A 23,064-nucleotide genomic window follows, 5' to 3' on the forward strand; every position below is an offset into this window, starting at 1 on the left:
CCTAATTCCCTCCTTGAATGGGAGAATCTTCTGTTTCAAATTGAATCTCCTGCCAGGCATTATTATATTCTATAAACCAGCTTGGCTTTAAAGTAACGTAATCATTTAAATCCACATCATGGTAAATTAATTCATAGCCAACCCGAATATCAGATATATTCTCCATATTATAACTTGAATCAAGCAATTTTTGATATAAGCTTTCCCCTGACATGATTTCTGTTTCCTCACTGCCAAGTGAATTATTCAGGCGGAAAAGCGGCCGCTCATACCGGTGCAGACTTTGGTCCCGCCATTCCTGAACAATATCGGTCATACCATAATTATTAAATACCGGATAAGCATCATAATACATTTGATAGCTGATTTTATTCAAGGCACTATCCATTTCCAGCAGGTTGTACTCTCCTGTCCATCCCATATGATCATTAATATTGCTTATGCTCGTTCTCATTAGTTCTCCCATGCCCATTCTTGGGTAATCCGCTGTCGCCGGATGGAAAAATTCCATGGTATTTCCTTCACGATCAACGCTTAGCTCACGAACCCCGTCCGTATAATAGGATCCGCCCATATTCCTGTTTGGCGATACGGACCTGCTCACCACAGAAGGGCTTGTAAATAGGGCACTGACAAGCATATCAGGTTGAACATGTGTCACGGATAAGGAGTGCTGCGTCATTTCTATAGGTTCACTCGGAAAATAGACAGGTCTGTTTCCTTCATCTATCATCATGTAGTTAGTTAATTGCTGCTGAGCCATCATTTCCGACCATAACTCATTATAATATTCACTGTTTGTAATTACTGTATTTGCCTGTCTCCGCCCATCTATGGACATAAATGTCGTTATTAAGGAAAGCGAATCCTGATCAAAGGTAATAAACATCCGGTTAAATGACCAGCTTGGCATTTCCTCTCTATCTTCCTCCATCGAAAAAATAAGCGGAGCTATTTCCATTGGAATATCCTCAGGAAATTGCAGTTCTACTTCATAATCCTCCTGGGGTCTCTGCATTTCCGTTTCTGTTTCGCTGACTTCAAAATTACCCATCTCCCAGGTCTGCAACTCTTCAAATACTGCATGCCGGGTTGATGGATTTTCAAATCCAAGATGCTGATCAAAATAATGAAATATGATATTAGTGGGCTGAATCAACGTGCTGCGCCTTTCTTCCGTCCCACCAATATTTACTTCACTTACAAGTTCCCCGCTATCCAGCTGCGTATGATCGGGCTGGTAGGTCCAAAGGCCAAATGTCAAAAGGAGGCTAGTCCCGATTAATACAATGAGAATTAATGATTTTACTGTTTCAAATTTCATCATGCACCCCTCCGCTTCTGATTCATCAGCGGCAGTGTAAGATGAACCGTAGTCCCTTTGCCTTCCTTGCTCGTAGCCCATATCTTCCCATGATGTGCCTCGACCAGCTCCTTGGAAATAGCCAGGCCGAGCCCGGTACCACCAAGTTTTCTGGTTCTTGCTTTATCTGCTCTGTAAAATCGATCGAATATTTTCTCCAGCTTATCATAAGGAACACCGAGCCCCTCATCTTGAATACTGATTAAAATATGATGCCTTTGCTGCTGGACTTTGAGGCGAATAGTGCCCCCTTCAGGCGAATATTTAATGGCATTGGAAATAACATTATCCAGCACCTGTGTCATTTTGTCGGTATCCAGCCACACATAATAATTTCCTTTTTTCGGCAGTTCCCGTTTCAGCTGAATATGTGCAGGCACATTCATATCAAACCGATCAATTACCTTATGGAAATAACTTATAAATTCAGTTCGTTCTTTCTGCATCGGCAATTCCTTTGCATCCATTTTCGAAAGCTGCAGCAAATCATTTACCATTCGGATCATTCGATCGGTCTCATTTTGTGCTACTTTCAAAAACTTCGGTGCGATCTCCTTATCCTCCCATGCCCCTTCCGACAAAGCTTCTATATAACTTTTCATCGTGGTTAACGGGGTACGGAGCTCATGGGAAACATTAGATACAAATTCCCTGCGTTCAGCTTCTATTTTTTCCTGCTCGGTTACATCATTGAGGACGGTAATAAATCCGGTAACTTCATCCTGATCATCCAGCACAGTGGAAAATTCGGACCGGAGTACAAATTGCTGGGAGTCATCACTTAAATCGATAAGGATGGAGCCACTTTCCTGCAGTTCGGATATATCCACAATTTTTTCTTCCAGCTGCAGTACATCCAGCAAAAATTCGCCAATAATACTTTCCGGGTTCCGGCCAAGCAGCCTGCCGGCAGCTTCATTTACCAAAGTAACAGCGCCACTGTTATCCGTCGAGATTACTCCATCCGACATATTGGATAATACCGAGCTCAGTTTTCTCCGTTCTTCCTCAATCGTTGCATAGGAATGCTTCAACCTACTGTTCAAGTCATTAAACGTTTCTGCCAGCTGGCCGATTTCATCTTTTCCATATACATTTACTTTCTGGGTGAAATCTCCTCTAGCCATTGTTTGTGCCTGTCTTTGCATCTCACTGATCGGTTTTGTAATCGTTCTGGCCACAAGAATACCAATAAAAGCGGCTACCGTGAGAGCGAGGACTGCACCGTTAAGAAAGATCTCGTTAATATTTTGCAGCTGCTCGTGTACACCCTCCTGGGAAGCTTCCACATATACGACACCAACCACGTTTTCCTCTTCATTAAAGAGTGGCTGCGCAATGACATATACTGGATTTCCCGTCTCGCGATCATACTCGGTGCTTTGCTGATGGGAATCAAAAAACAATGCCTGCTGGATCATATCCCTTGTTGTTTTTTTTCCGATATCATCCATGGCTGTAAAGTCATTGGTGGCGATAATTTGGCTCTGGTTATTGATGACCTGTATATTCGTGACAATATTGGAGCCGATATTGGAACCTACATCCGAAATAATGCTTTGCACTTCCTGAGAGAAACTTGGTTCATCTTCATCTTCCTCATCACGATCTCTGTCAAAAGCCTGTTCCAGATTATAGCTGATAAGCTCCACACGGTCATTGACGGACCCTTGGAAATTATCAATCAGCTCTCTTTCCAGTTCATTGGTAAAAAATGAGCTGATTACCTGGAAGGCAACCAGTAACAAAAGAATAAAAATAATAATAAACTTCAATTGTATCGAGCGAAAAAAGCCCACTTTCTTCATCAAACCTACTCCTGATCAGGATTACGTAAATAATAGCCTACCCCTCGACGGGTAACAATCCATGTTGGGTTGCTCGGGTTTTCCTCAATTTTTTCCCTTAAGCGTCTGACCGTCACATCCACGGTACGAACGTCCCCGAAATAATCATAACCCCACACGGTTTCCAGCAAATGCTCTCTTGTCATAACCTGTCCCATATGCCTTGCCAAATAATGGAGCAGTTCGAATTCACGATGTGTCAGTTCAATTTGTTCTCCATTCCGGGAAGCAACATAAGCATCCGGATGGATAACCAATGAACCGATTTTAATATCCTTTGTTGTTTTCACTATATCTTCCGGGTCCACCTGCTGTCTGCGCAGATTTGCTTTTACCCTGGCAATTAATTCACGATTACTGAACGGCTTGGTTACATAATCATCCGCCCCAAGCTCCAGTCCAAGTACTTTATCAATCTCTGAATCCTTCGCTGTCAGCATAATAATTGGCATCGTCTGTGTTTTACGGATTTCCCGGCACACTTCATTGCCATCTTTCCCCGGCAGCATAATATCCAGCAGAACAAGCTCCGGTTTCTCTTCCGCCGCCATTTCAATTGCCGTATCTCCATCATTGGCTACGACGACTTCATACCCTTCCTTTTCCAGGTTGAATTTCAGTATATCTGCAATTGGCTGTTCATCATCAACGACTAAGATCTTCTGCGCCATTTCTGCCACATCCTTTTCTTGAATTACGAAATGCATATATCATGTATGCGTATATTTAGTTATCATTCATTGTATCCAGTTTAAACCTGTGAAGCAATAGACTGCAAATTTCCTATAGAACATGCTTTGTTCTATTTTATCGTACTTTAAAGAAAATGTCTTTACTTGACGGTTAACTTTTAAGCAAGGATGAAACCGCAATTATAAAAAAACCGCTCATACGAGCTAAGCAGTACAGGTGTCAGGGCGTGCCATTTTGTTTATTGATATTGTTTTCATCCTAATTGGTTTAGGAATCGTTTTGTTTTTTAAATCTGTTTCCTGTATTAACGTAGATGACTGCAAATACAGTGAAGCCAATAAATAAGACAAGACCGACGATGAATAACCAGTCCATTTCATAAGCTATACTAAATATCCAAAACAACATACTGAAAGACGAGGCAAACATGATTTTCCCCATAAACTTGGAGAGCGCCTCGGAATCATACTTATTCTTTTTTTCTTGCGGCATAGTATTATATCCTGCTATTAAAGAAGTACCTTTCCCATTGATTAAAACAATGGCCAGTATCATAAACAGCAAAATCATAAATCCAATTATAATGATTGCAGCGATTTTATCTTCCATCGTTTCATTCCCCCTGTAAATCGAAAAAACTAAGCAATCTATTATCTGAATTTTATCATATATTCGAGGCAGGGACACAAGTATCAGTCACCGACGTGCATAGTATAGTAAATAGTCCATAAAAATCGAGAGGTACTTTTCGGGAAGAGGTATTTTCATGTTACAATGAATGTGTTAATTATGAATTTATTTAATACTTAAACATTAAGGCAAACAAGTCAGAATAGTGCGATTCTATGAGTTCAAAGGAGAGAGGGGGATTCTTTGCGGGAATCGGTTAAGAGCACCTTTTTAACTTTAGTAACTGTTTTTTTAATCTATATATTTTTCAATCAAGCGCATCGTCTGGATTTTCTGTACATTCATTATGTCATTCAGCTGATCATTTATGTTCTGGTTATGGTGGGTATCATATGGATAGTGAGGAAGTTGAATACATGGATGGCATCATTTTATCTGAGATTTCCTGTTGAAGTGATGATGAGTATATTACTCATTCTTTTCTTCACACATGAATTTTTTACCCCGTATTTTTATACGGAAAGTTATTTGAAACAGGCAGGACTGGAAAAAATTGAAATCTATCAGCAACTTTCCGATAAGGATCTTAGTATCGAGGAACGTGCGGAACTGGCTGAAGAAGCCGTAGTCGAAGGTTTAGCCTATGCTTATGCTGCAACAGGAATCTACCCGACACTCGGGCCATTGGAACAAGTAGAAATCAAAGAGGTGACGCGCAGGTATCATCAATTTAAGTTAACCGTTTATGGAGAACAGCAGGATCAGGATTTAGCTGATACATATATTTTTACATTTCAAAAGGATGGTCTGGGATTTAAAATTAACGGCTTATCAACCCAATAATGAATGGGTTAGAGGAGACTGACACCTCAACTTGGATTATGGAGCGGGTGATGCTTCTGATCTATATATTATTGCTGTCGAAAGTATATACGAGAAAGCCGCTGCTTAAAAATCCCTATTTCAGCTCCCGGCTCAAATGCAAATAGAAGCCACCTCGCAACGAGATGACTTCTATTTGCTTATGGTCCATATACACTTCGTACTACATTTGTCTGCGATCGATCCGGCCCAACGGAAAAAATGGATAACGGGATTTCGGTTAACTGGGAAATCCGCTCCAGATAATGACGGGCATTTTCAGGCAGCTCGTGCAGACTTTTAACACCGGTAATATCCTCGGTCCAGCCCGGCATCTCCTCATACACCGGCTCACATTCAGCCAGCGCTTTTAAACTCGCAGGGAATTCATTGATAATTTCCCCTTTATAGCGATAAGCCACGCAAATTTTCAACGTTTCAATTCCGGTCAACACATCCAGGGAATTCAGAGATAAATCGGTAATGCCGCTGACTCGGCGGGCATGTCGAACAACGACACTGTCAAACCAGCCGACACGGCGCGGTCTTCCGGTTGTTGTTCCGTATTCTCTGCCGACTTCCCGGATCTGATCCCCAATCTCATCATGCAGTTCTGTCGGGAACGGACCATCACCCACCCGGGTGGTATATGCCTTGGAAACACCGACGACATGATTGATTTTTGACGGACCGACACCGGATCCGATCGTTACCCCACCGGCAATCGGGTTGGAAGAGGTGACAAATGGATATGTTCCCTGGTCGATATCCAGCATCACACCTTGCGCCCCTTCGAACAACACGCGGCGGCCTTCATCAATCGCATCATTCAGCACAACGGATGTATCACAGACATATTCCTTCATTTGCTGGCCGTATTCATAATACTCTTCTAAAATATCTTCCACTTGTATTGGATCACATTCATATACTTTTTCAAAAAGACGGTTTTTCTCTTTTAAATTCTGCTCCAGCTTCGTGCGAAAATCCTCTTTGTCCATCAAATCCGCAATCCGGATTCCGCTTCGGGCAGCCTTATCCATATAGGCAGGCCCAATGCCCTTTTTCGTCGTACCTATTTTATTAATGCCTTTTTCTTCTTCCTGCAAGATATCCAGCTTTAAGTGATAAGGCAAAATCACATGCGCACGGTTACTGATTCGCAGGTTATCTGTAGAAATGTTGCGTTCATGCAAGTAGGCAATTTCCTCCACGAATGCTTTCGGGTCAATAACCATCCCATTACCAAGCACACAAATTTTATCTTCAAAAAAGATTCCGGATGGAATTAAATGCAATTTATACGTCGCTTCATCAAACTTAATTGTATGTCCTGCGTTGTTTCCCCCCTGATAACGGGCAACAACCTCGGCATTTTGCGATAAAAAGTCGGTAATTTTTCCTTTCCCTTCATCGCCCCACTGTGTTCCAACCACTACTACTGAGGACATAGCGCACCTCCACTGATTCACTTTTTATTCATCACAAGAGTAAGTTTACCAATATTGTATCAGATAGTCAATGTAAAATACGAACATTATTCACTTATACTCTTTCATCGTTCGGTTAAAATCAAGAAACTCTTTTATTTAACAGTGCGATTGCCTCACCTATTTTTAGTTTACCAAGTATATGGATTATTATTTAAAATTAAAAGATACATCCTTTCATTTCTAAGGTTAATCATTAATCAAAGGACACCTTCACAAAAAACTGCGAACCAGGAAACACTCCCTGATCCGCAGTTTTTGCCCATCACTACAAAGAATATCGAAACATCACTCTTCCGATACCTATTAATCCAATTCCGGAAATAATATATTTCCAAAAATCCGAGTTATATTTGTAAACATCACTCTTTAAAAATATTCTTTAGATCTATTTTCAATTCCGGAAAACGGCCAGGTGATATGACATCGTCTCTGTCAAAAACGCCTGTCTGTTTATAAACACCATTTTCCAGTTTATAAACCTCTATAGTCCTGTTTACCGGGTCCACGATCCAATATTCCTTGACTCCTGCTTTTTCATAGCTGTTATATTTTATCCAGCGGTCATTACTCGCTGTGGAGGGAAAAAGTATTTCTATGATAAAATCCGGAGCCCCAGTTATTTTCTTTTCTGTAATTTTATCAGGATCACAAACAACACTTAAATCAGGTTGTACCCAATTCTCAATGTCTTCCTCGGCTGTTTCTTTATCTGCAAACAGGCAAACATCCATCGGAGCAGAATAAGACATACATTCTTTTCCACGCAAAAACATTTTAAACTCTGCTGATAATTCGTCTATTACATCCTGATGCTTCGTTGTCGGAGAAGGTGACATGCTAATTATTTCGCCGCCATATTACTCTGTAAAATACTTATTCCTCTATAAAGTTTCTAACCAGGTTTTGCACTCGCTTGGTCAAACTATCAGTCTACGAGTGACGCGGAAATCCTTACGTTCCTTCACTCATCAACCTTATCAGTCAACAAATGACGCGGAGATCCTTCCGTTCGTCTACTCATCAAGCCTATCAGTCTACGAATGACACAGAAATCCTTCCGTCCCTTCACTCATCAGCCTTATCAGTCTATGAATGACGCGGAAATCCTTACGTTCCTTCACTCATCAACCTTATCAGTCAACAAATGACGCGGAGATCCTTCCGTTCGTCTACTCATCAAGCCTATCAGTCTACGAATGACACAGAAATCCTTCCGTCCCTTCACTCATCAGCCTTATCAGTCTATGAATGACGCGGAAATCCTTACGTTCCTTCACTCATCAGCCCTATCAGTCAACGAGTGACGCGGAAATCCTTACGTTCCTTCACTCATCAAGCCTATCAGTCTATGAATGACGCGGAAATCCTTCTGTTCCTTCACTCATCAACCTTATCAGTCAACGAGTGACGCGGAAATCCTTACGTTCCTTCACTCATCAACCTTATCAGTCAACAAATGACGCAGAAATCCTTACGTTCCTTCACTCATCAGCCTTATCAGTCTACGAGTGACGCGGAAATCCTTACGTTCCTTCACTCATCAACCTTATCAGTCAACGAGTGACGCGGAAATCCTTCTGTTCCTTCACTCATCAAGCCTATCAGTTAACAAATGACGCGGAAATCCTTACGTTCCTTCACTCATCAGCCCTATCAGTCAACGAGTGACGCGGAAATCCTTACGTTCCTTCACTCATCAAGCCTATCAGTCTATGAATGACGCGGAGATCCTTCCGTTCCTTCACTCATCAGCCTTATCAGTCAACGAGTGACGCAGTTATTCTTTCATTCCCTTCATGTTTGTTTTTTTAGTCAAAAACATATTAACATGAGGCATAAAAGGTGGCCTTTTTTACACAATCATAGACTTTATCAGCGTTTTAAACCAAAAACCACGAACCAGGGAAAATGTCTCCCCAATCCGCAGTTTCACCAAATCTCTATACCGGCACAGGCGGTACATCACTTTCCTGATACCTGTGATCCAAGTCCACAAACTTATTATATTCTTTCACAAACGCCAGCTCCACAGACCCGACCGGGCCGTTACGCTGCTTGGAAATAATGATTTCGATAATGTTCTGCTTTTCCGATTCCGTATCATAATAATCATCCCGGTATAAGAACCCGACAATATCCGCATCCTGCTCAATACTTCCGGATTCTCTTAAATCCGACATCATCGGCCGCTTATCCTGACGGGACTCCACCCCACGGGAAAGCTGGGATAAGGCGATTAAAGGCACATTTAATTCACGCGCCAAAGCTTTTAAGGAACGGGAAATCTCGGAAACTTCCTGCTGCCTGTTCTCCTTTGAATTCGCGCTTCCCTGAATGAGCTGCAAGTAATCTATTAAAATCATGCCAAGCCCATGTTCCTGTTTCAGCCGGCGGCATTTGGAGCGGATTTCCGCGACACGGATTCCAGGAGAATCATCAATGTAGATGCCCGCATTGGACAAACTTCCCATTGCCATTGTCAGTTTACTCCAGTCATCCGCCTGGAGCTGCCCACTCCGCAGGCGTTGCGAATCAATATTGCCTTCAGCACAAAGCATCCGGGAAACAAGTTGCTCTGCTCCCATCTCCAGACTGAATATGGCTACATTTTCATCCGAATTAACTGCAACATTCTGTGCCACATTCAGCGCGAATGCCGTTTTACCGACAGACGGACGAGCAGCAACAATAATAAGGTCATTCGGCTGAAACCCGGAAGTTAACCTGTCCAGGTCTCGAAACCCGCTGGCAATGCCCGTTATATCTTCACTTTGAAGGTGCAGCTGTTCAATATCATCATATACTTCAATTAACACATCTTTAATCGATTTAAACGCACCGGCATTTTGCCTGGAAGAAACCTCAAGAATGCTTTTTTCCGCTTCATTTAAAACCTCTTCCACTTCATCTTCCCGCTCAAAACCGGAAGTAACAATGTCCGTTGCTGTCCGGATTAACCGGCGCAGCATCGCTTTTTCTTCTACTATCTTACTGTAATACCCAATATTGGCTGCTGTCGGCACACTTCCCGCCACATCTGACAAGTAGGAAACCCCGCCGGCTTCCTCCAGTTCTTTACGGTTGTGCAAAAAGGAAGTTACCGTGACAAGGTCAATGGGTTCTCCCTTATCGGCAAGCTCCACCATCGCATGAAAAATACGCTGATGTCCTGCACGGAAGAAATCTTCCGGCATCAGAATTTCCGAGGCAGTAGAAAAAGACTCCGGATCGAGAAAGATCGCGCCGATCACCGACTGCTCTGCTTCAATATTATGGGGCGGTATACGGTCACTCCATGCCTCACTCATGCTTGTCTCCTCCTGCTAAATAAAAGGTAAAGAAGACCCACCTTCCAGTGAGTCCGTCCTTTTATAAAATTTCTTTTTTCCATTTTTATTTTTTCTCTGCCACATGTACTTTAACTGAACCGGAAACTTCCGGATGCAGTTTTACCGGCACTGTAGTATATCCCAGTGCACGGATAGGCTGATCCAATTCCAATTTTCGTTTATCAATTTTATAGCCATGCTGTTTCTCCAGCGCCTCCGCAATCTGCTTGCTCGTAATTGAACCAAACAATCGTCCGCTGTCTCCGGATTTTGCCTTCAGCTCCACCGTTAGATCAGCCAGCGTGTCTTTCAGGTTCATTGCTTCTTCTTTTTCTTCCTGCTCCTGCTGTTCATTTTTCTTTTTCTTTGCCTCTAAAGCCTTCAAATTGCCTGGTGTTGCCTCCTGAGCAAGATTATTTTTCAATAAATAATTCCGCGCATAACCGTCCGACACATTTTTCACATCACCTTTTTTCCCTTTTCCCTTCACATCTTTAAGAAAGATTACTTTCACGCTTCCTCTCTCCCTTCAAAATAATCCGTTAAGATATCTTTTAACAAATTCTCCGCATCTGAAATGGTTGTATCTTCTATTTGAGTGGCAGCATTCGTTAAATGCCCGCCGCCATTCATTTTCTCCATAATAATTTGTACGTTGATTTCACCCAATGACCGGGCGCTTATCCCAATCCTGCCATCTTCCCGCTCGGAAATGACGAAAGAAGCACTCACGCCGCTCATCGTCAGCAGCGTGTCCGCCGCCTGGGCAATAACCACCGGTCCATAGGTAATGCCACTCTCTGCTGCGGATATAGCAATGTTATCACGAAAAATTTCTGTTCTTTCAATCAGTTTACTTCGTTTTACATAAATATCAAGGTCTTCCTTCATAAACCGCTGAACCAGCACTGTATCCGCCCCCTTGGAGCGAAGATAGGAAGCAGCATCAAAAGTCCGGGACCCTGTACGCAACGTAAAGCTCTTTGTATCAACGATAATTCCCGAAAGCAGCGCTGTTGCTTCCAGCATCCGCAGCTTTTTCGTCTTCGGTTGATACTCCAAAAGCTCAGTGACAAGCTCAGCAGTGGAAGAAGCATACGGCTCCATATAAACAAGAGTCGGATTCTCCACGAATTCCTCTGATCTTCTATGGTGGTCAATCACCACTTTATGGTCAGACTTCTTCAAAATCCGTTCCTCTGCTACCATGGAAGGCTTGTGGGTATCCACTATGACAACAAGGCTTCTGCTCTCTGTAATCTCCTCAGCTTCATCCGGAGGTATAAAATGCTGCCATAACTCCTCATCTTCTTTAATTGCTTCCACCAGCCGGTAAACACCTGTATCGACATCATCCTCATCGAAAACAATATAGCCATCCACCTCATTGGACTGGGCAATATTTAAAATACCGATGGCCGCGCCAATGGAATCCATGTCCGGTGATTTATGACCCATAATTATTACATTATCACTCGCCCGGACCAAGTCTCTCAGCGCATGGGATATAACTCTGGCACGGACCCGGGTTCTTTTTTCCATCGGATTTGTTTTTCCGCCGTAAAAACGAACTTTTCCCTGTACGTCTTTGATGGCAACCTGGTCCCCGCCTCGGCCCAAGGCCAGATCAAGGCTGGACTGTGCCAGTTCACCAAGCGCAGGCAATTCCTCTTCTCCGGAACCAACTCCAATGCTTAATGTAACCGGGTTTCCCTGCTCCAAATCGAGCCCGCGAACTTCATTCAATATATCAAATTTGTTTTTTTCCAATTCCTGTAATATTTCTTGCGTACCTACCGCTAAAAAGCGTTCTTGGGAAGTCCGTTTTAAGTAGAGGCCATATTCTTTTGACCACTCATTTAATTTGGCTGTTACCTGGGAGTTCAACTGGCTTTTATGTGTATCATCCATATTCTGGGTGATCTCTTCATAATTATCCAGAAATATAATAGCTAACACTGTCCGGTCATTACGGTATAATTCCTGTAATTCCGACTGCGCCGTCCGGTCAAATATATACAATAGGCGCTCATCTTTTCTAACCGTTGTCAAAAATTCATAATCATCCATGCTAAACCAGAATTCCTCTTTATTTTCCTTAATCAATGGAATAATCTTCTCTGATAGATTATTCAGCGAACTGCCTACAAGACTTTCATCCTCGCTGAACTTATTCATATACGGATTGGTCCATTCAATCTTGTAGTCTTCATTATAGAGAATAATACCAAACGGCATTTCCAACAGTGCTTCCTCACCGACTTTCTTAATCCGGTGGGAAAGCGTGGTAATATACTCCTGTGCCTCATTTTGCAATGTTTTTTCCGTACGGATACTATAGTAAAAAGATACGACAAGTAAAGCAGTCATGATGATGCCCAATACCCATTGAAAATACCAGATAACGGCAAGCAAAATAATGGATAACAGATAAATAACCCATATATGGCTGCTGAATCTTAGTTTTTTTTGTAATTCCGTCATCGTCTTCAACTCCTCACAACGGGTAAGTTGACATACCCGGCTTCGATATTGCTGAAATTCAACCCAGTACATCTGTCGCTTTAGCCTTTCTTTTCCTTCACTTTCATTCCGGGTTAGTCTTTTTTATCAGCAAGCCTGTCTCTTAAACCAAAGCCTAAGTCAATTATACCTATAATTCGTATCAAATAAAGGAATATCATTGGAAAAAGCACTGTTAAAATTATACTGATCACCGGCAGTGCTTTTGACATATTTTTATGATGCGCATAAAAGAAAATAAAGGAAAAACCCTGGACAGCCAGGAGCAATCCAACCAGCACAAACATGTTTTGTACTGCAATATACAAAGTGCTTCCTGGTTCTGCAACTAAAAATGATAATATAAACGCCACGAAATATACCCAAATGAGGGATATAGGAAAACGCAGCTGACGAAATGGTGGAAAACGGTAGTCCTTCCTTTCCACTCTGTTTATGATTTTATAACTGACCCATTGACTAATCAATGCCAAAAGCACAGCCGTTCCAGCCAGGAACACAGGGAATAAATCGATCATCACACCGATCATATCCTGCATCATTGCCTGTGTTTCCTCCATTTGTTCCTGAACACCAAACTGACCCATCATATTGCCGGTCATTTCCAGGGACTCATTCATTGTTTGTTCCAGTTGTTCCAGTAAATTAACCTGGAAGATCAGCTGGGCGAAAACAAAAGCAAATAACAAACCGGCGACAAATCCCAAGGTGCCCCTGGCCCATGTATCATATGCAGAAGCATTTATATATATGGCATTCCCAATCAATACTCCCCCCAGCGCCATCATAACAGCTATGGGAAGAGAAGCAAGGGTTGCCAGCAGCATGGATAAAATAATTGTTGCAACAACCATTAAAGCTGCGGATTTCCAGTCATATCTTGATGCAAATAAAACAATGGGCACCGGCAATAAAAAAAGACTGAACAACGAAATAAACGGAACAAAAACTGTGATCAGCATCAATAAGATAAATATTGCCATTAATAGAGCCCCATCTGTTACTCTCTTTGATTGATTCATATGACACCTCTTAGTATGTATGCATGTGTAATCATACTGTTATATTATGATAACATGTTTTAACTTGGAATACTTGTCGAAATACGTGGAATAAGATATTTCCCGGGGAATAATTTGACGGATGTTTTGATAGTTAGTCATATTAAACCTGTTTTCCTTCAACGTGAAAATAAACTGTTTCCCCTTTCACAACCTCGGCTTTACCGTTTTCCATGAAACTGTCACTTTTTATATAAGCCCACTACAGGAATTTCTTTTCTATTTGCCTTATAATAAGGATAAGACTTATTTTCACCATACCCTCATTTTGGGGTTCAACCTGCAGGGCCTGTTCCCTGCCTAATACAACATAAAGGGCTGTCATAATGATTTTCTTACAAGCATTTATACATAGTATCAAACTTCCAAATAGGAATGCAATATTTAAATTAAATCGTATCGGCATGGATGTTACGGTCATTTACATGTTCATTCTCCTCATTCTGGTATCTGTTCCTTCTTTTATTTCGCAATGGACAGGAACAGACAACCTGATGTCAGAAATGAACTTCCTGTTTTTCCTTATTTACTTTTTTATATTCTTTTATTTGCCATTAACTGGAATTGTCTTTCTATTTCTCTCCCTGATGGCTTACATTGCCGTGGGAATTGCCAAACTGATGGAGAGAAAACTAAGGTTCTCGATTCTTTGGAAAATGAGCGCATATACGACGACAATTCCCGCTTTGGTCTATACGGGGCTTGCGTTGTTCATCCCACTCAGCAATGTTTTTTTACTCATATATATTCTTTTTACATTTATTATGCTGCTCGCTATTATTTCTGTTTACCCCAAACGAAAGAAACGGCGCCGGAAATAAAAATCCTGCAACCTTTCAACGATGAAGGAGTTTTTCAATGAAAATATTACTTATGTTCATGATTGGCATTCTTGCCTTTGCAGGGTGCAGCAATTCATCAGAGGATGAACTTTTTCGCCCTTCCACAGAGGAAAAGGAATTATTTATTTCTGCTGCGACAAGCCTTTCTGATGTCATGCATGATATTGTGGATGCTTTTGAAGAAGCAAACCCTTATATTCATGTTACGTTGAATTTTGGCGGTTCCGGGACCTTGTCCCAGCAAATTCAGCAAGGTGCACCTGTAGATGTATTCCTTTCCGCTGACCAGATACAAATGGATTTGCTCGGAGACCAGGAATTAATTCTGTCTGAAACGAGAACTGATTTTGCGGAAAACCGGCTGGTGGTGATTGGAGAAAAAGACAACACGATGAAGATTGATTCTCTTGCAGACCTGCCTATGTTGGATATTAATAATATTGCCATTGGTAATCCCGACAGCGTGCCGGCAGGAAATTATGCAAGGGAAGCACTGATGGCCGTCAACGTATGGGAGGATGTTTCCGAACAGTTTATTTTTGCAAAAGATGTCCGGCAGGCAGTAACTTATGTGGAATCCGGTAATACAGATATCGGTTTTGTTTATTACACAGAAGCAGTAAAGTCGGAAGAAACGGAAATTTTATTGAACATCGATAATTCCATGCATGGGGCCATATCTTACCCGGCAGCAGTCATGACTAACAGCACGAGCAGGATTGAAGCAGAAGATTTTATTGCGTTTTTAACGAGTGAAACAGCAAAAGAAATCTTTCACACACATGGGTTTCATCCATAGTACTCCAATATAAAGGAAGTAGGCTGGAATGGACTTTACACCTTTACTTTTATCATTGCAAATTGCCGGGATCGCAACAGTAATCGTTTTTATACTGGGCGTTTTATCAGCAAGAATCGTTGCCCGAAATCTTTTTCCGGGAAAGCGGTCACTGGAAGCTTTGATTATGCTGCCGCTTGTTTTGCCTCCTACAGTTGTTGGCTTTGGCCTATTATACTTATTTGGCAGAAACGGGCCAATCGGCAGTCTTTTACTTCATTTGTTTGATTTTCAAATCGTTTTCACATGGGTGGGAGCTGTGCTGGCAGCCATTGTTGTTGCTTTTCCGCTTATGTATCAGAGTGCAGCTGCCTCCTTTCAAAAATATGACCGTTCCCTTGAAAATGCGGCTTTGACAATGGGTGCCTCCAAATGGCGGGTATTCTGGACCATTTCCTTCCCCCTGGCGTGGCCGGGTTTACTTGCCGGACTCGTACTGACGTTTGCCAGGGCTCTTGGGGAATTCGGGGCGACATTGATGGTAGCCGGCTACATACCGAACGAAACAGAAACGATTCCGCTGGCAATCTATTTTGCTGTGGAATCCGGGAATAGAGAAGCAGCCATGTTTTGGACAATCAGCATCATTGTGATTGGGTTTGCTGCTATTTTATGGCTGAATTGGTGGAGCGGCCGAAATATTTTGCGTTTTACTTCGGAAAAGTAAAGGAGATTTTTCTCAATGCTCACTGTGGAAATGACAAAAAAATTAAAAAACTATACATTGGAAGTCTCATTTCAGGTCCGCAATGAAATTGTTGTTTTATTTGGTCCGTCCGGTGCTGGAAAAACGACTATCTTAAATGGAATTGCAGGACTTAGTCAACCTGACCGAGGTTTAATTCAGCTGCATGATCGTATTCTCTATGAAACAAAGAAAAAACCGCTCCCTATCCAAAAACGGCGGATTGGATATTTGTTTCAGGATTATGCTCTTTTTCCGCATATGACAGTGGAAAAAAATATAAAGTATGGCATGAAGGAAGAGGATCTTGTTCAACAGTTAGTGGATGTAGTGGGTATTCACCACCTGCTTGACAGTTTCCCGCATCAAATTTCCGGCGGGGAAAAGCAACGGGTTGCCTTAGTACGGGCGCTTGCCACAAAGCCGGAAAGCTTACTCCTGGACGAGCCTTTTTCAGCTCTGGATGAAAAGACACGGGCGGAGTGCCAGGACGAATTAATGCGATTGCACAAAGCATGGAATATCCCCGTAATCATGGTTACACATCAAAAGAAAGAAGCTGATAAACTCGGAGATCGTATTTTGCATTTGGAAAAAGGAAGGCTGCTTCAGCAATCAGAAGTATGAAGCGTATTTCAACTAATGTCGCATTTTCGGCTATGATTTAATAATCTTAATGGAGAAAACGATAATTAGCACAGGAAAGCCCAATGAGTATATTTTTTTACTTTCAAATACTGCCCTCCGTAACTACTACATAATAAAAGAGTTTACTTATCTAACATTGACTTTTTAATTTGCTTTATAGGCATTTTTTCAATATAAGTAAGTCCGTTATAATATGAAGAAACCTCCAAATCCGGATTTTATCCGTAATTGGAGGTTTTAACATTACTCGGCTACATATGGCAATAATGCCATTTGACGAGCACGTTTAATTGCTTTTGTCAATTTACGCTGGTATTTTGCAGAAGTTCCTGTTACACGACGTGGAAGTATTTTTCCACGTTCGGAAACGAAACGTCTGAGCAAATCTACATCTTTATAATCAATGTGTGTAATTCCGTTCGCTGTGAAGTAACACACTTTACGACGCTTTGCACGTCCGCGACGAGCTGCCATGTGTATCCCTCCTATTTAAGATTTCATTGGTTATTTTAAAATGGCAAGTCATCATCAGATATATCGATCGGATCTCCGCTCGATGAGAAAGGATCTTCCTGATTCTGGTTCTGACTTTGGTTTTGATTTTGATTTGGTTGAAATTGGTTCTGGTTTCTATTCGGCTGGAATCCTGAAGGCTCGCCTCCCCGATTTTGGGAAGTACCTCTGGACTCTAAAAACTGAATGTTTTCTGCGAGAATTTCTGTGACGTATACCATTTTACCTTCCTGATTTTCATATCTTCGGGTCTGAACGCGGCCATCCACACCAATCAAACTGCCTTTTTTCATATAGTTGGCAAGATTTTCAGCCTGTCTGCGCCAGCTGACACAATTGACGAAATCTGTTTCACGTTCTCCCTGCTGATTGGTAAAAGGGCGGTCACATGCCACTGTAAAGTTGGCTACTGCCACGCCATTTGCTGTATAACGTAAATCAGGATCCCGCGTTAACCTGCCGACAAGTACGACACGATTTAACATCAGAACCACTCCTTATTATTGATCATCTTCTCGAATTGCCATATGACGAATGATATCATCAGAGAACTTGGCCAAGCGATCAAATTCATTGATTGCTGTTTCATCGCTCTTGAAGTTGATGACAACATAATATCCATCACGGTAGTCGTTGATTTCATATGCCAGGCGTTTTTTGCCTTTTTCATCAACTTTTTCAATCTCCGCCCCGTTATCAGTCAAAATGTTGTTGAAACGCTCAATTAAGCTTGTCTGCGCTTCTTCTTCAATGTCCGGGCGGATGATATACATAATTTCGTATTTTCTCATCCGGTACACCTCCTTTTGGTCTTGGCGGCCCCTATATTTCATAGGAGCAAGGAGTAATCGATAATTCATTACTCACGATAGTTGATTATACCAAAATATTTTTCAAATAACAAGTCTTCGAGAGATCCTATTTTCGTTATACTTGCTTTTACACATTAAAACGGAAATGAATGACATCGCCATCCTGGACGATATACTCTTTACCTTCGAGACGCACTTTTCCATTTTCCCTTGCCTGAGCCATGGACCCTGCATCCACCAGGTCATCATAGGAAACAGTTTCTGCACGGATGAAGCCTCTTTCAAAATCTGTATGGATAATGCCTGCTGCCTGTGGTGCTTTTGTGCCTTTCTGGAATGTCCATGCCCGCACTTCCTGTTCACCGGCTGTAAAATAAGTAGCCAGTCCAAGCAGGCTGTAGGAAGCTTTAATCAATTTATCCAGACCGGATTCAGCAATTCCCAATTCCTCCAGATACATTTCTTTTTCATCCTGATCCAGCTCTGCAATTTCTTCTTCAATCTTTGCACAAATAATAATCACTTCTGCATCTTCTTTTGCTGCATAGTCTTTTACCTTTTGCACGAATGCATTGTCATCCGGTTTTGCGACTTCATCTTCACTGACATTCGCCACGTATAGCATGGGTTTGCTTGTTAATAAATGAAGTCCTTTGACGACTTTTTCCTGCTCCTCGTTGAATTCCAGAGCACGAACCGGTTTTTCCGCTTCCAGTCCTTCTTTCAATGCCGAAAGAACTTGGAATTCCGCCAAAGCTTCTTTATCCTTTTGTCTCGCCAGTTTTTCCACCCGCTGATAACGTTTGTTCACAGTCTCCAAATCTGCCAGAATCAGTTCCAGATTAATGATTTCAATATCATCAATTGGATCAATCTTACCGGAAACATGAGTAATATTTTCATCCTGAAAACAGCGGACCACCTGACAGATGGCGTCTACCTGCCGAATATGCGATAAAAATTGATTTCCCAGTCCTTCCCCCTTGCTTGCACCTTTTACAATACCTGCAATATCTGTAAATTCAAAGGCAGTCGGTACTGTTTTTTTCGGTTTTACTAATTGTGTTAATGTATTTAAGCGATTGTCAGGTACTTCCACAATTCCCACATTCGGATCAATCGTGGCAAACGGATAATTCGCCGCCTCTGCTCCTGCCTGTGTAATAGCATTGAATAATGTTGATTTCCCTACATTTGGAAGTCCGACAATTCCTGCTGTCAAAGCCATGCAAATTTCAACTCCTTAAGGATTCCATTCATATGAACGCGTCTACCTCATTATAGATATAGCCTGTTCACTTGACAAGTTTGTAAAAAACAAAAACAGGCATATTTCTATGCCCATTTTTGCGTTTTACCCTATTTAATTTGTATTTCTTCTCTCTATATAGCTTCATTTTACCATTTTATTGGCACTTCCGTCCATATTTCTATCTTTTTTATAAAATTTATTTTCATATATTGTGATGAACATCACAATATTATTTTAATCATTTTATTATCCAAAAATTACTTCAGTTTTCGCCAAACTACTTCCCCGCTGTATAAATTTAAAATAAGGCTGGGACATAACTTTAACGTCTAGAAGAAAATCCGAACAAATCATGGTGATAGAGTATCACCGGCCGCTCCGGGAATATACTTCGCTTTCACCACGGGCACGAGTGCTACATCCGATCAAACTCTCGTTGGTCGTTTTCTCAGTGTCTTCTTTGCCGCAGGCGGCTGATGAGCCTCCTTGCCCCGACAAGGGGTATGCCGACGTTGCCCGCAAAGGGTGTTTTTAGTCGACCTTCATTAATGTTGCCCTGTGGGGTCTCATCGATGCCTTTTATCCTGCTGGACAAGTAACGCTTCGGCAGCATTACATCTTCGTGAGAAAATGCATAGCATTTTCAAGGAGTCTCCGTATATCCCCGGAGCTGGGCAAGTGGTTTGTTTGGTTTTTTCTCCAATACAATTAGTTATGTCCCAGCCTCATTTTCAGTAAGTTTATTTGTTTCCATTAGCGTATAACAACGACCACACTATTCTTCTGCTTTTTCCAGCACTTTTTTCATTTTCTTTGTAAACTCCCGTCTCGGCAGCATGACACTATGATCACAGCCGAGACACTTTATTCGGATATCCATTCCCATGCGGATGATTTTCCAGCGATTTTCCCCACATGGATGCGGTTTTTTCATTTGCACAACATCATTCAACCCAAATTCCTTTTCCGCCATCGTCAGTACTCCTTTTTTCTATCATTATACCAAATATTACTGTTGCCGATCACGGTTTTTCGCCTGTAATTTTTCTTCTTCTTCTTTTGAATACATAACCACACGCGGTGCCGGAATTTCAATACCTGACTGATATAATTGATCCTGCATTTCTTTTCGGATATTACGCTCACCAGCCCATTGGAATCCAGGTTTTGTGTCAGCAATCACACGAATAACAAAATGGGAAACATCCAGATCCTGCACTCCAATAATTTCCGGCGTACCTATAATAAAGTCATATTTTTCCGGCAGTGTTTCCGCTACTTGCTCTATTATTTTTTCTGCTTCATAGACACTGCTCTCATACGGTATATTGATATCTACCAGGGCAAGTCCATTATGCACGGAATAATTCGTTACCTGGGTAATATCTCCATTTGGTACAACATTCATCTCTCCGGTCCAGCTTAATACTTTTGTCGTCCGCAATCCGATTTCTTCCACTGTGCCTTCAATTCCGGCAACAGCAATATAGTCACCAACAGAGAATTGATCCTCAAATATAATGAAAAACCCTGTGATTACGTCCCGGACGAGGTTTTGGGCCCCAAAGCCAATCGCAAGTCCGGCAACACCGGCACCCGCAAGCAGCGCACCAACCTGAAATCCTAACACATTATCCAGGATCATGATCGCAGCAATAAAATATACAACATAGGCTATGACATTACTGGCTAATTTTTTCAACGTATTTTCTCTGCGTTCCGAAATCCGTATCGGACCTCTTTGTCTATTTCTAAATATCCGATAGATTAAATTTCTGGCTACCCGTACAACGATAAAAGCCAAAATCACAATGATTAAAATACGGATTAACCCGGTGGATATGGCAGCCCATAATTCCGGTCCTGTTATATACTCCCAAAAATTAACCATTTCTTCATTCACTTCTTCCATTCGCTCGCCTCCAGTCCTAACTCAAGAAGCACTTTTCCCCTTATACCATAAAGGAAATAGCAGCAGTCTTGTTAATACATATAGATTTAAAATACCATAAATAGGATAAAGATAATTCACCAGTGTGGAAAATCCAAATAAAGATAATGGAATCATGGTAACCAGGGTAATAATTACAATGAGCCACAGTGGTCCCTGAAAATACTCCTTCATTCTTGTAACCAGTCCAAGTATACCTGCTGCCGCTGTTGAAAATATCGCAAGCCACAGCAGAATCGTCATGAAAATAACCATTTCAAATGGGTAGTTTTTAAGTATGGCAAATAACGGAATTTCATACAGAAGCAGCTCATCTGCAATTTGAATGAGGCTGTTGTTATATATATAGGATACAATCCCAAGAATACCCCCGCTGCCTATGGATGCAATGAAAATTTCTCCCCTGGTTTCGACTTTATTGCCAATGGCTCCAAGTACCGCAATTAAGGGGAGTATATTTAATGCAGTGAAAGGAAATGCTGCCATCCAATTCCGCTGTTCATGCCAATGCGAAAATAATGAAAGCTTCTGGTCAAATGTAAACAACAATAACACAGACAACAAACCGATAATTAATAACGGAAGGATAAGCTGATTAATAGACAATAACCCATTAATTCCTTTGATAAACAGGAAGATCAGGGCAATTACAATAATACCAATTCCCCACCAGTAAGAAAAGTTAAACGCCTGTCCTGTTGCACCACTGCCAGCGATCATAACAACAGTTGTCGTATACAAATATAAGAAAATCATGACATCATATACTTTTGTCAGTTTCACACCTACTATTTCCTGTAATACGGGCAAATAATGTTTTGTCTTTTTTTGATAGCTTACTTGCATAATAATAATACAGGATAAAGAAAAGAAAGTACTGAATAACAAAATAGCCAGTCCACTTTCATGGCCAAAAAATTGCCATAATTCCCTTCCGGAAGCATATCCCGCCCCTATTGTCGTTCCAATAATTAAAAATAGCCATTTCAATCCAGCTTGCAGCATTGTATTTCCCCCAATATCTAAAATATCCATGTATAGATTCCTTTAAAAATCCGTATACTATAACAATATGATTTTGGAGGATAAGCTATGAATTTTAAAAGGCATTTAGCTGCGAAAAAAGATCAAATGCGTATGCTTCATACAAACAACAATATTACAGAAATGATGAGTAATGCATTAATTTCATGGCTTCCGGAGACACCGCGTGAATATGTAATTGTTTGTATTGGCACTGATCGTTCCACAGGAGATGCATTCGGTCCATTGACAGGCTATTTCCTTTCCGAATTAAAACCAAAGCATATTCATGTTCATGGCACTTTACAGGAACCTGTCCATGCTACAAATATGGAAGATCATATCCACTATATAAAGCATACATATCGGCAACCCTATATTATTGCAGTGGATGCCTGCCTTGGAAAGTCTTCTTCTGTCGGTCACATAATTGCGGGAATGGGAAGCATTAAGCCTGGGGCCGCGCTTAATAAATCCTTGCCGGAAATTGGGGATATTCATATGACGGGAGTAGTAAATGTCAGTGGATTTATGGAGCACTCCGTCCTTCAAAATACAAGATTATCCGTCGTGGTGGATATGGCAAAAAGAGCAGCTGATATTCTTAATAAAATCGATCAGACATTGACCTACCATATCACCACTCCTGCCATTGTAGTGCAGGATCAGAATAAAAGCTCCATTTAAAAACAGCTTAGTC

At 41.4% G+C, this 23,064-nt stretch carries 23 protein-coding genes; 6 read left to right on the forward strand and 17 right to left on the reverse strand.

Annotated features, from left to right (window positions below):
• Position 1 precedes the first annotated feature (1 nt).
• The 4 genes from ACZ42C_RS14720 to ACZ42C_RS14735 all read right to left on the reverse strand — a co-directional run bounded on the left by ACZ42C_RS14720 (position 2) and on the right by ACZ42C_RS14735 (position 4,512).
• Entirely contained in the window at positions 2-1,327 is a 1,326-nt protein-coding gene (locus ACZ42C_RS14720) for a YycH family regulatory protein (protein WP_464891282.1), read from the reverse strand.
• Positions 1,324-3,171 (reverse strand): cell wall metabolism sensor histidine kinase WalK, encoded by a 1,848-nt coding sequence (walK, locus tag ACZ42C_RS14725; RefSeq protein WP_461181947.1) that lies wholly within the window; start codon positions 3,169-3,171, stop codon positions 1,324-1,326. Before walK ends, ACZ42C_RS14720 begins: the two co-directional genes overlap by 4 nt.
• Positions 3,172-3,176: 5 nt before the next feature.
• On the reverse strand, positions 3,177-3,881 hold the full coding sequence (gene yycF, locus ACZ42C_RS14730) for a response regulator YycF (protein ID WP_461181946.1): 705 nt from the start codon (positions 3,879-3,881) through the stop codon (positions 3,177-3,179).
• A 289-nt stretch (positions 3,882-4,170) separates the two neighbouring features.
• The gene (locus ACZ42C_RS14735; RefSeq protein WP_461181945.1) at positions 4,171-4,512 is read right to left on the reverse strand and encodes a DUF3784 domain-containing protein; all 342 of its coding nucleotides are present in this window, start codon (positions 4,510-4,512) and stop codon (positions 4,171-4,173) included.
• A gap of 264 nt (positions 4,513-4,776) precedes the next feature.
• Between ACZ42C_RS14735 and ACZ42C_RS14740 the strand changes: the two genes are divergently transcribed.
• Entirely contained in the window at positions 4,777-5,376 is a 600-nt protein-coding gene (locus tag ACZ42C_RS14740) for a hypothetical protein (RefSeq protein WP_461181944.1), read from the forward strand.
• A 179-nt stretch (positions 5,377-5,555) separates the two neighbouring features.
• Here the strand turns inward: ACZ42C_RS14740 and ACZ42C_RS14745 are convergent, their stop codons facing one another.
• The 6 genes from ACZ42C_RS14745 to ACZ42C_RS14770 form a co-directional block, all read right to left on the reverse strand.
• Positions 5,556-6,845: an adenylosuccinate synthase gene (locus ACZ42C_RS14745; RefSeq protein ID WP_461181943.1), complete on the reverse strand. Its 1,290-nt coding sequence runs from the start codon at positions 6,843-6,845 to the stop codon at positions 5,556-5,558.
• A 401-nt stretch (positions 6,846-7,246) separates the two neighbouring features.
• On the reverse strand, positions 7,247-7,732 hold the full coding sequence (locus ACZ42C_RS14750; RefSeq protein WP_464891368.1) for a Uma2 family endonuclease: 486 nt from the start codon (positions 7,730-7,732) through the stop codon (positions 7,247-7,249).
• A 1,095-nt stretch (positions 7,733-8,827) separates the two neighbouring features.
• Positions 8,828-10,195, reverse strand: a complete 1,368-nt coding sequence (gene dnaB, locus ACZ42C_RS14755) for a replicative DNA helicase (protein ID WP_461181942.1) — start codon at positions 10,193-10,195, stop codon at positions 8,828-8,830.
• Positions 10,196-10,280: 85 nt separating this feature from the next.
• Entirely contained in the window at positions 10,281-10,730 is a 450-nt protein-coding gene (gene rplI / locus ACZ42C_RS14760) for a 50S ribosomal protein L9 (protein WP_461181941.1), read from the reverse strand.
• On the reverse strand, positions 10,727-12,700 hold the full coding sequence (locus ACZ42C_RS14765; RefSeq protein ID WP_461181940.1) for a DHH family phosphoesterase: 1,974 nt from the start codon (positions 12,698-12,700) through the stop codon (positions 10,727-10,729). Before ACZ42C_RS14765 ends, rplI begins: the two co-directional genes overlap by 4 nt.
• A gap of 113 nt (positions 12,701-12,813) precedes the next feature.
• The gene (locus tag ACZ42C_RS14770) at positions 12,814-13,761 is read right to left on the reverse strand and encodes a YybS family protein (RefSeq protein ID WP_461181939.1); all 948 of its coding nucleotides are present in this window, start codon (positions 13,759-13,761) and stop codon (positions 12,814-12,816) included.
• A 365-nt stretch (positions 13,762-14,126) separates the two neighbouring features.
• Between ACZ42C_RS14770 and ACZ42C_RS14775 the strand changes: the two genes are divergently transcribed.
• From ACZ42C_RS14775 to ACZ42C_RS14790, 4 genes are read left to right on the forward strand one after another with little or no spacing between them, the layout of a single operon-like run.
• Positions 14,127-14,621, forward strand: coding sequence for a DUF1189 family protein (locus ACZ42C_RS14775; RefSeq protein ID WP_461181938.1), 495 nt, complete (start codon positions 14,127-14,129; stop codon positions 14,619-14,621).
• A 37-nt stretch (positions 14,622-14,658) separates the two neighbouring features.
• Entirely contained in the window at positions 14,659-15,441 is a 783-nt protein-coding gene (gene modA / locus ACZ42C_RS14780; protein ID WP_461181937.1) for a molybdate ABC transporter substrate-binding protein, read from the forward strand.
• A 28-nt stretch (positions 15,442-15,469) separates the two neighbouring features.
• A complete protein-coding gene (gene modB / locus ACZ42C_RS14785; protein ID WP_461181936.1) occupies positions 15,470-16,147 on the forward strand; it encodes a molybdate ABC transporter permease subunit in 678 nt (225 codons plus the stop codon).
• Positions 16,148-16,162: 15 nt separating this feature from the next.
• The gene (locus tag ACZ42C_RS14790) at positions 16,163-16,792 is read left to right on the forward strand and encodes an ATP-binding cassette domain-containing protein (protein ID WP_461181935.1); all 630 of its coding nucleotides are present in this window, start codon (positions 16,163-16,165) and stop codon (positions 16,790-16,792) included.
• Positions 16,793-17,056: 264 nt separating this feature from the next.
• Here the strand turns inward: ACZ42C_RS14790 and rpsR are convergent, their stop codons facing one another.
• The 7 genes from rpsR to ACZ42C_RS14825 all read right to left on the reverse strand — a co-directional run bounded on the left by rpsR (position 17,057) and on the right by ACZ42C_RS14825 (position 22,346).
• On the reverse strand, positions 17,057-17,287 hold the full coding sequence (gene rpsR / locus ACZ42C_RS14795) for a 30S ribosomal protein S18 (RefSeq protein ID WP_461181934.1): 231 nt from the start codon (positions 17,285-17,287) through the stop codon (positions 17,057-17,059).
• Positions 17,288-17,322: 35 nt separating this feature from the next.
• A complete protein-coding gene (gene ssb / locus ACZ42C_RS14800) occupies positions 17,323-17,811 on the reverse strand; it encodes a single-stranded DNA-binding protein (protein WP_461181933.1) in 489 nt (162 codons plus the stop codon).
• Between the two features lie 15 nt (positions 17,812-17,826).
• Positions 17,827-18,117: a 30S ribosomal protein S6 gene (gene rpsF, locus ACZ42C_RS14805; protein WP_461181932.1), complete on the reverse strand. Its 291-nt coding sequence runs from the start codon at positions 18,115-18,117 to the stop codon at positions 17,827-17,829.
• Positions 18,118-18,265: 148 nt separating this feature from the next.
• Positions 18,266-19,366, reverse strand: coding sequence for a redox-regulated ATPase YchF (gene ychF, locus ACZ42C_RS14810; RefSeq protein WP_461181931.1), 1,101 nt, complete (start codon positions 19,364-19,366; stop codon positions 18,266-18,268).
• A 799-nt stretch (positions 19,367-20,165) separates the two neighbouring features.
• Positions 20,166-20,363 carry a DUF951 domain-containing protein gene (locus ACZ42C_RS14815; protein WP_461181930.1) on the reverse strand — a complete coding sequence of 66 codons (198 nt, stop codon included), beginning with the start codon at positions 20,361-20,363 and terminating at the stop codon, positions 20,166-20,168.
• A gap of 36 nt (positions 20,364-20,399) precedes the next feature.
• Positions 20,400-21,302, reverse strand: coding sequence for a mechanosensitive ion channel family protein (locus ACZ42C_RS14820; RefSeq protein WP_461181929.1), 903 nt, complete (start codon positions 21,300-21,302; stop codon positions 20,400-20,402).
• Between the two features lie 21 nt (positions 21,303-21,323).
• Positions 21,324-22,346: a YkvI family membrane protein gene (locus ACZ42C_RS14825; protein ID WP_461181964.1), complete on the reverse strand. Its 1,023-nt coding sequence runs from the start codon at positions 22,344-22,346 to the stop codon at positions 21,324-21,326.
• A gap of 87 nt (positions 22,347-22,433) precedes the next feature.
• Between ACZ42C_RS14825 and yyaC the strand changes: the two genes are divergently transcribed.
• A complete protein-coding gene (gene yyaC, locus ACZ42C_RS14830) occupies positions 22,434-23,051 on the forward strand; it encodes a spore protease YyaC (protein ID WP_461181928.1) in 618 nt (205 codons plus the stop codon).
• Positions 23,052-23,064 lie beyond the last annotated feature (13 nt).

It is taken from the genome of Virgibacillus kimchii (assembly GCF_055379185.1).

What these genes read in the sequence shown, in the direction of transcription:
- ACZ42C_RS14720 (WP_464891282.1), bottom strand. Translation starts at nt 1,327, where the DNA reads ATGATGAAATTTGAAACAGTAAAATCATTAATTCTCATTGTATTAATC.
- walK (WP_461181947.1), bottom strand. Translation starts at nt 3,171, where the DNA reads ATGAAGAAAGTGGGCTTTTTTCGCTCGATACAATTGAAGTTTATTATT.
- yycF (WP_461181946.1), bottom strand. Translation starts at nt 3,881, where the DNA reads ATGGCGCAGAAGATCTTAGTCGTTGATGATGAACAGCCAATTGCAGAT.
- ACZ42C_RS14735 (WP_461181945.1), bottom strand. Translation starts at nt 4,512, where the DNA reads ATGGAAGATAAAATCGCTGCAATCATTATAATTGGATTTATGATTTTG.
- ACZ42C_RS14745 (WP_461181943.1), bottom strand. Translation starts at nt 6,845, where the DNA reads ATGTCCTCAGTAGTAGTGGTTGGAACACAGTGGGGCGATGAAGGGAAA.
- dnaB (WP_461181942.1), bottom strand. Translation starts at nt 10,195, where the DNA reads ATGAGTGAGGCATGGAGTGACCGTATACCGCCCCATAATATTGAAGCA.
- ACZ42C_RS14765 (WP_461181940.1), bottom strand. Translation starts at nt 12,700, where the DNA reads ATGACGGAATTACAAAAAAAACTAAGATTCAGCAGCCATATATGGGTT.
- ACZ42C_RS14770 (WP_461181939.1), bottom strand. Translation starts at nt 13,761, where the DNA reads ATGAATCAATCAAAGAGAGTAACAGATGGGGCTCTATTAATGGCAATA.
- ACZ42C_RS14775 (WP_461181938.1), top strand. Translation starts at nt 14,127, where the DNA reads ATGATTTTCTTACAAGCATTTATACATAGTATCAAACTTCCAAATAGG.
- modA (WP_461181937.1), top strand. Translation starts at nt 14,659, where the DNA reads ATGAAAATATTACTTATGTTCATGATTGGCATTCTTGCCTTTGCAGGG.
- modB (WP_461181936.1), top strand. Translation starts at nt 15,470, where the DNA reads ATGGACTTTACACCTTTACTTTTATCATTGCAAATTGCCGGGATCGCA.
- ACZ42C_RS14790 (WP_461181935.1), top strand. Translation starts at nt 16,163, where the DNA reads ATGCTCACTGTGGAAATGACAAAAAAATTAAAAAACTATACATTGGAA.
- rpsR (WP_461181934.1), bottom strand. Translation starts at nt 17,287, where the DNA reads ATGGCAGCTCGTCGCGGACGTGCAAAGCGTCGTAAAGTGTGTTACTTC.
- ssb (WP_461181933.1), bottom strand. Translation starts at nt 17,811, where the DNA reads ATGTTAAATCGTGTCGTACTTGTCGGCAGGTTAACGCGGGATCCTGAT.
- rpsF (WP_461181932.1), bottom strand. Translation starts at nt 18,117, where the DNA reads ATGAGAAAATACGAAATTATGTATATCATCCGCCCGGACATTGAAGAA.
- ychF (WP_461181931.1), bottom strand. Translation starts at nt 19,366, where the DNA reads ATGGCTTTGACAGCAGGAATTGTCGGACTTCCAAATGTAGGGAAATCA.
- ACZ42C_RS14815 (WP_461181930.1), bottom strand. Translation starts at nt 20,363, where the DNA reads ATGGCGGAAAAGGAATTTGGGTTGAATGATGTTGTGCAAATGAAAAAA.
- ACZ42C_RS14820 (WP_461181929.1), bottom strand. Translation starts at nt 21,302, where the DNA reads ATGGAAGAAGTGAATGAAGAAATGGTTAATTTTTGGGAGTATATAACA.
- ACZ42C_RS14825 (WP_461181964.1), bottom strand. Translation starts at nt 22,346, where the DNA reads ATGCTGCAAGCTGGATTGAAATGGCTATTTTTAATTATTGGAACGACA.
- yyaC (WP_461181928.1), top strand. Translation starts at nt 22,434, where the DNA reads ATGAATTTTAAAAGGCATTTAGCTGCGAAAAAAGATCAAATGCGTATG.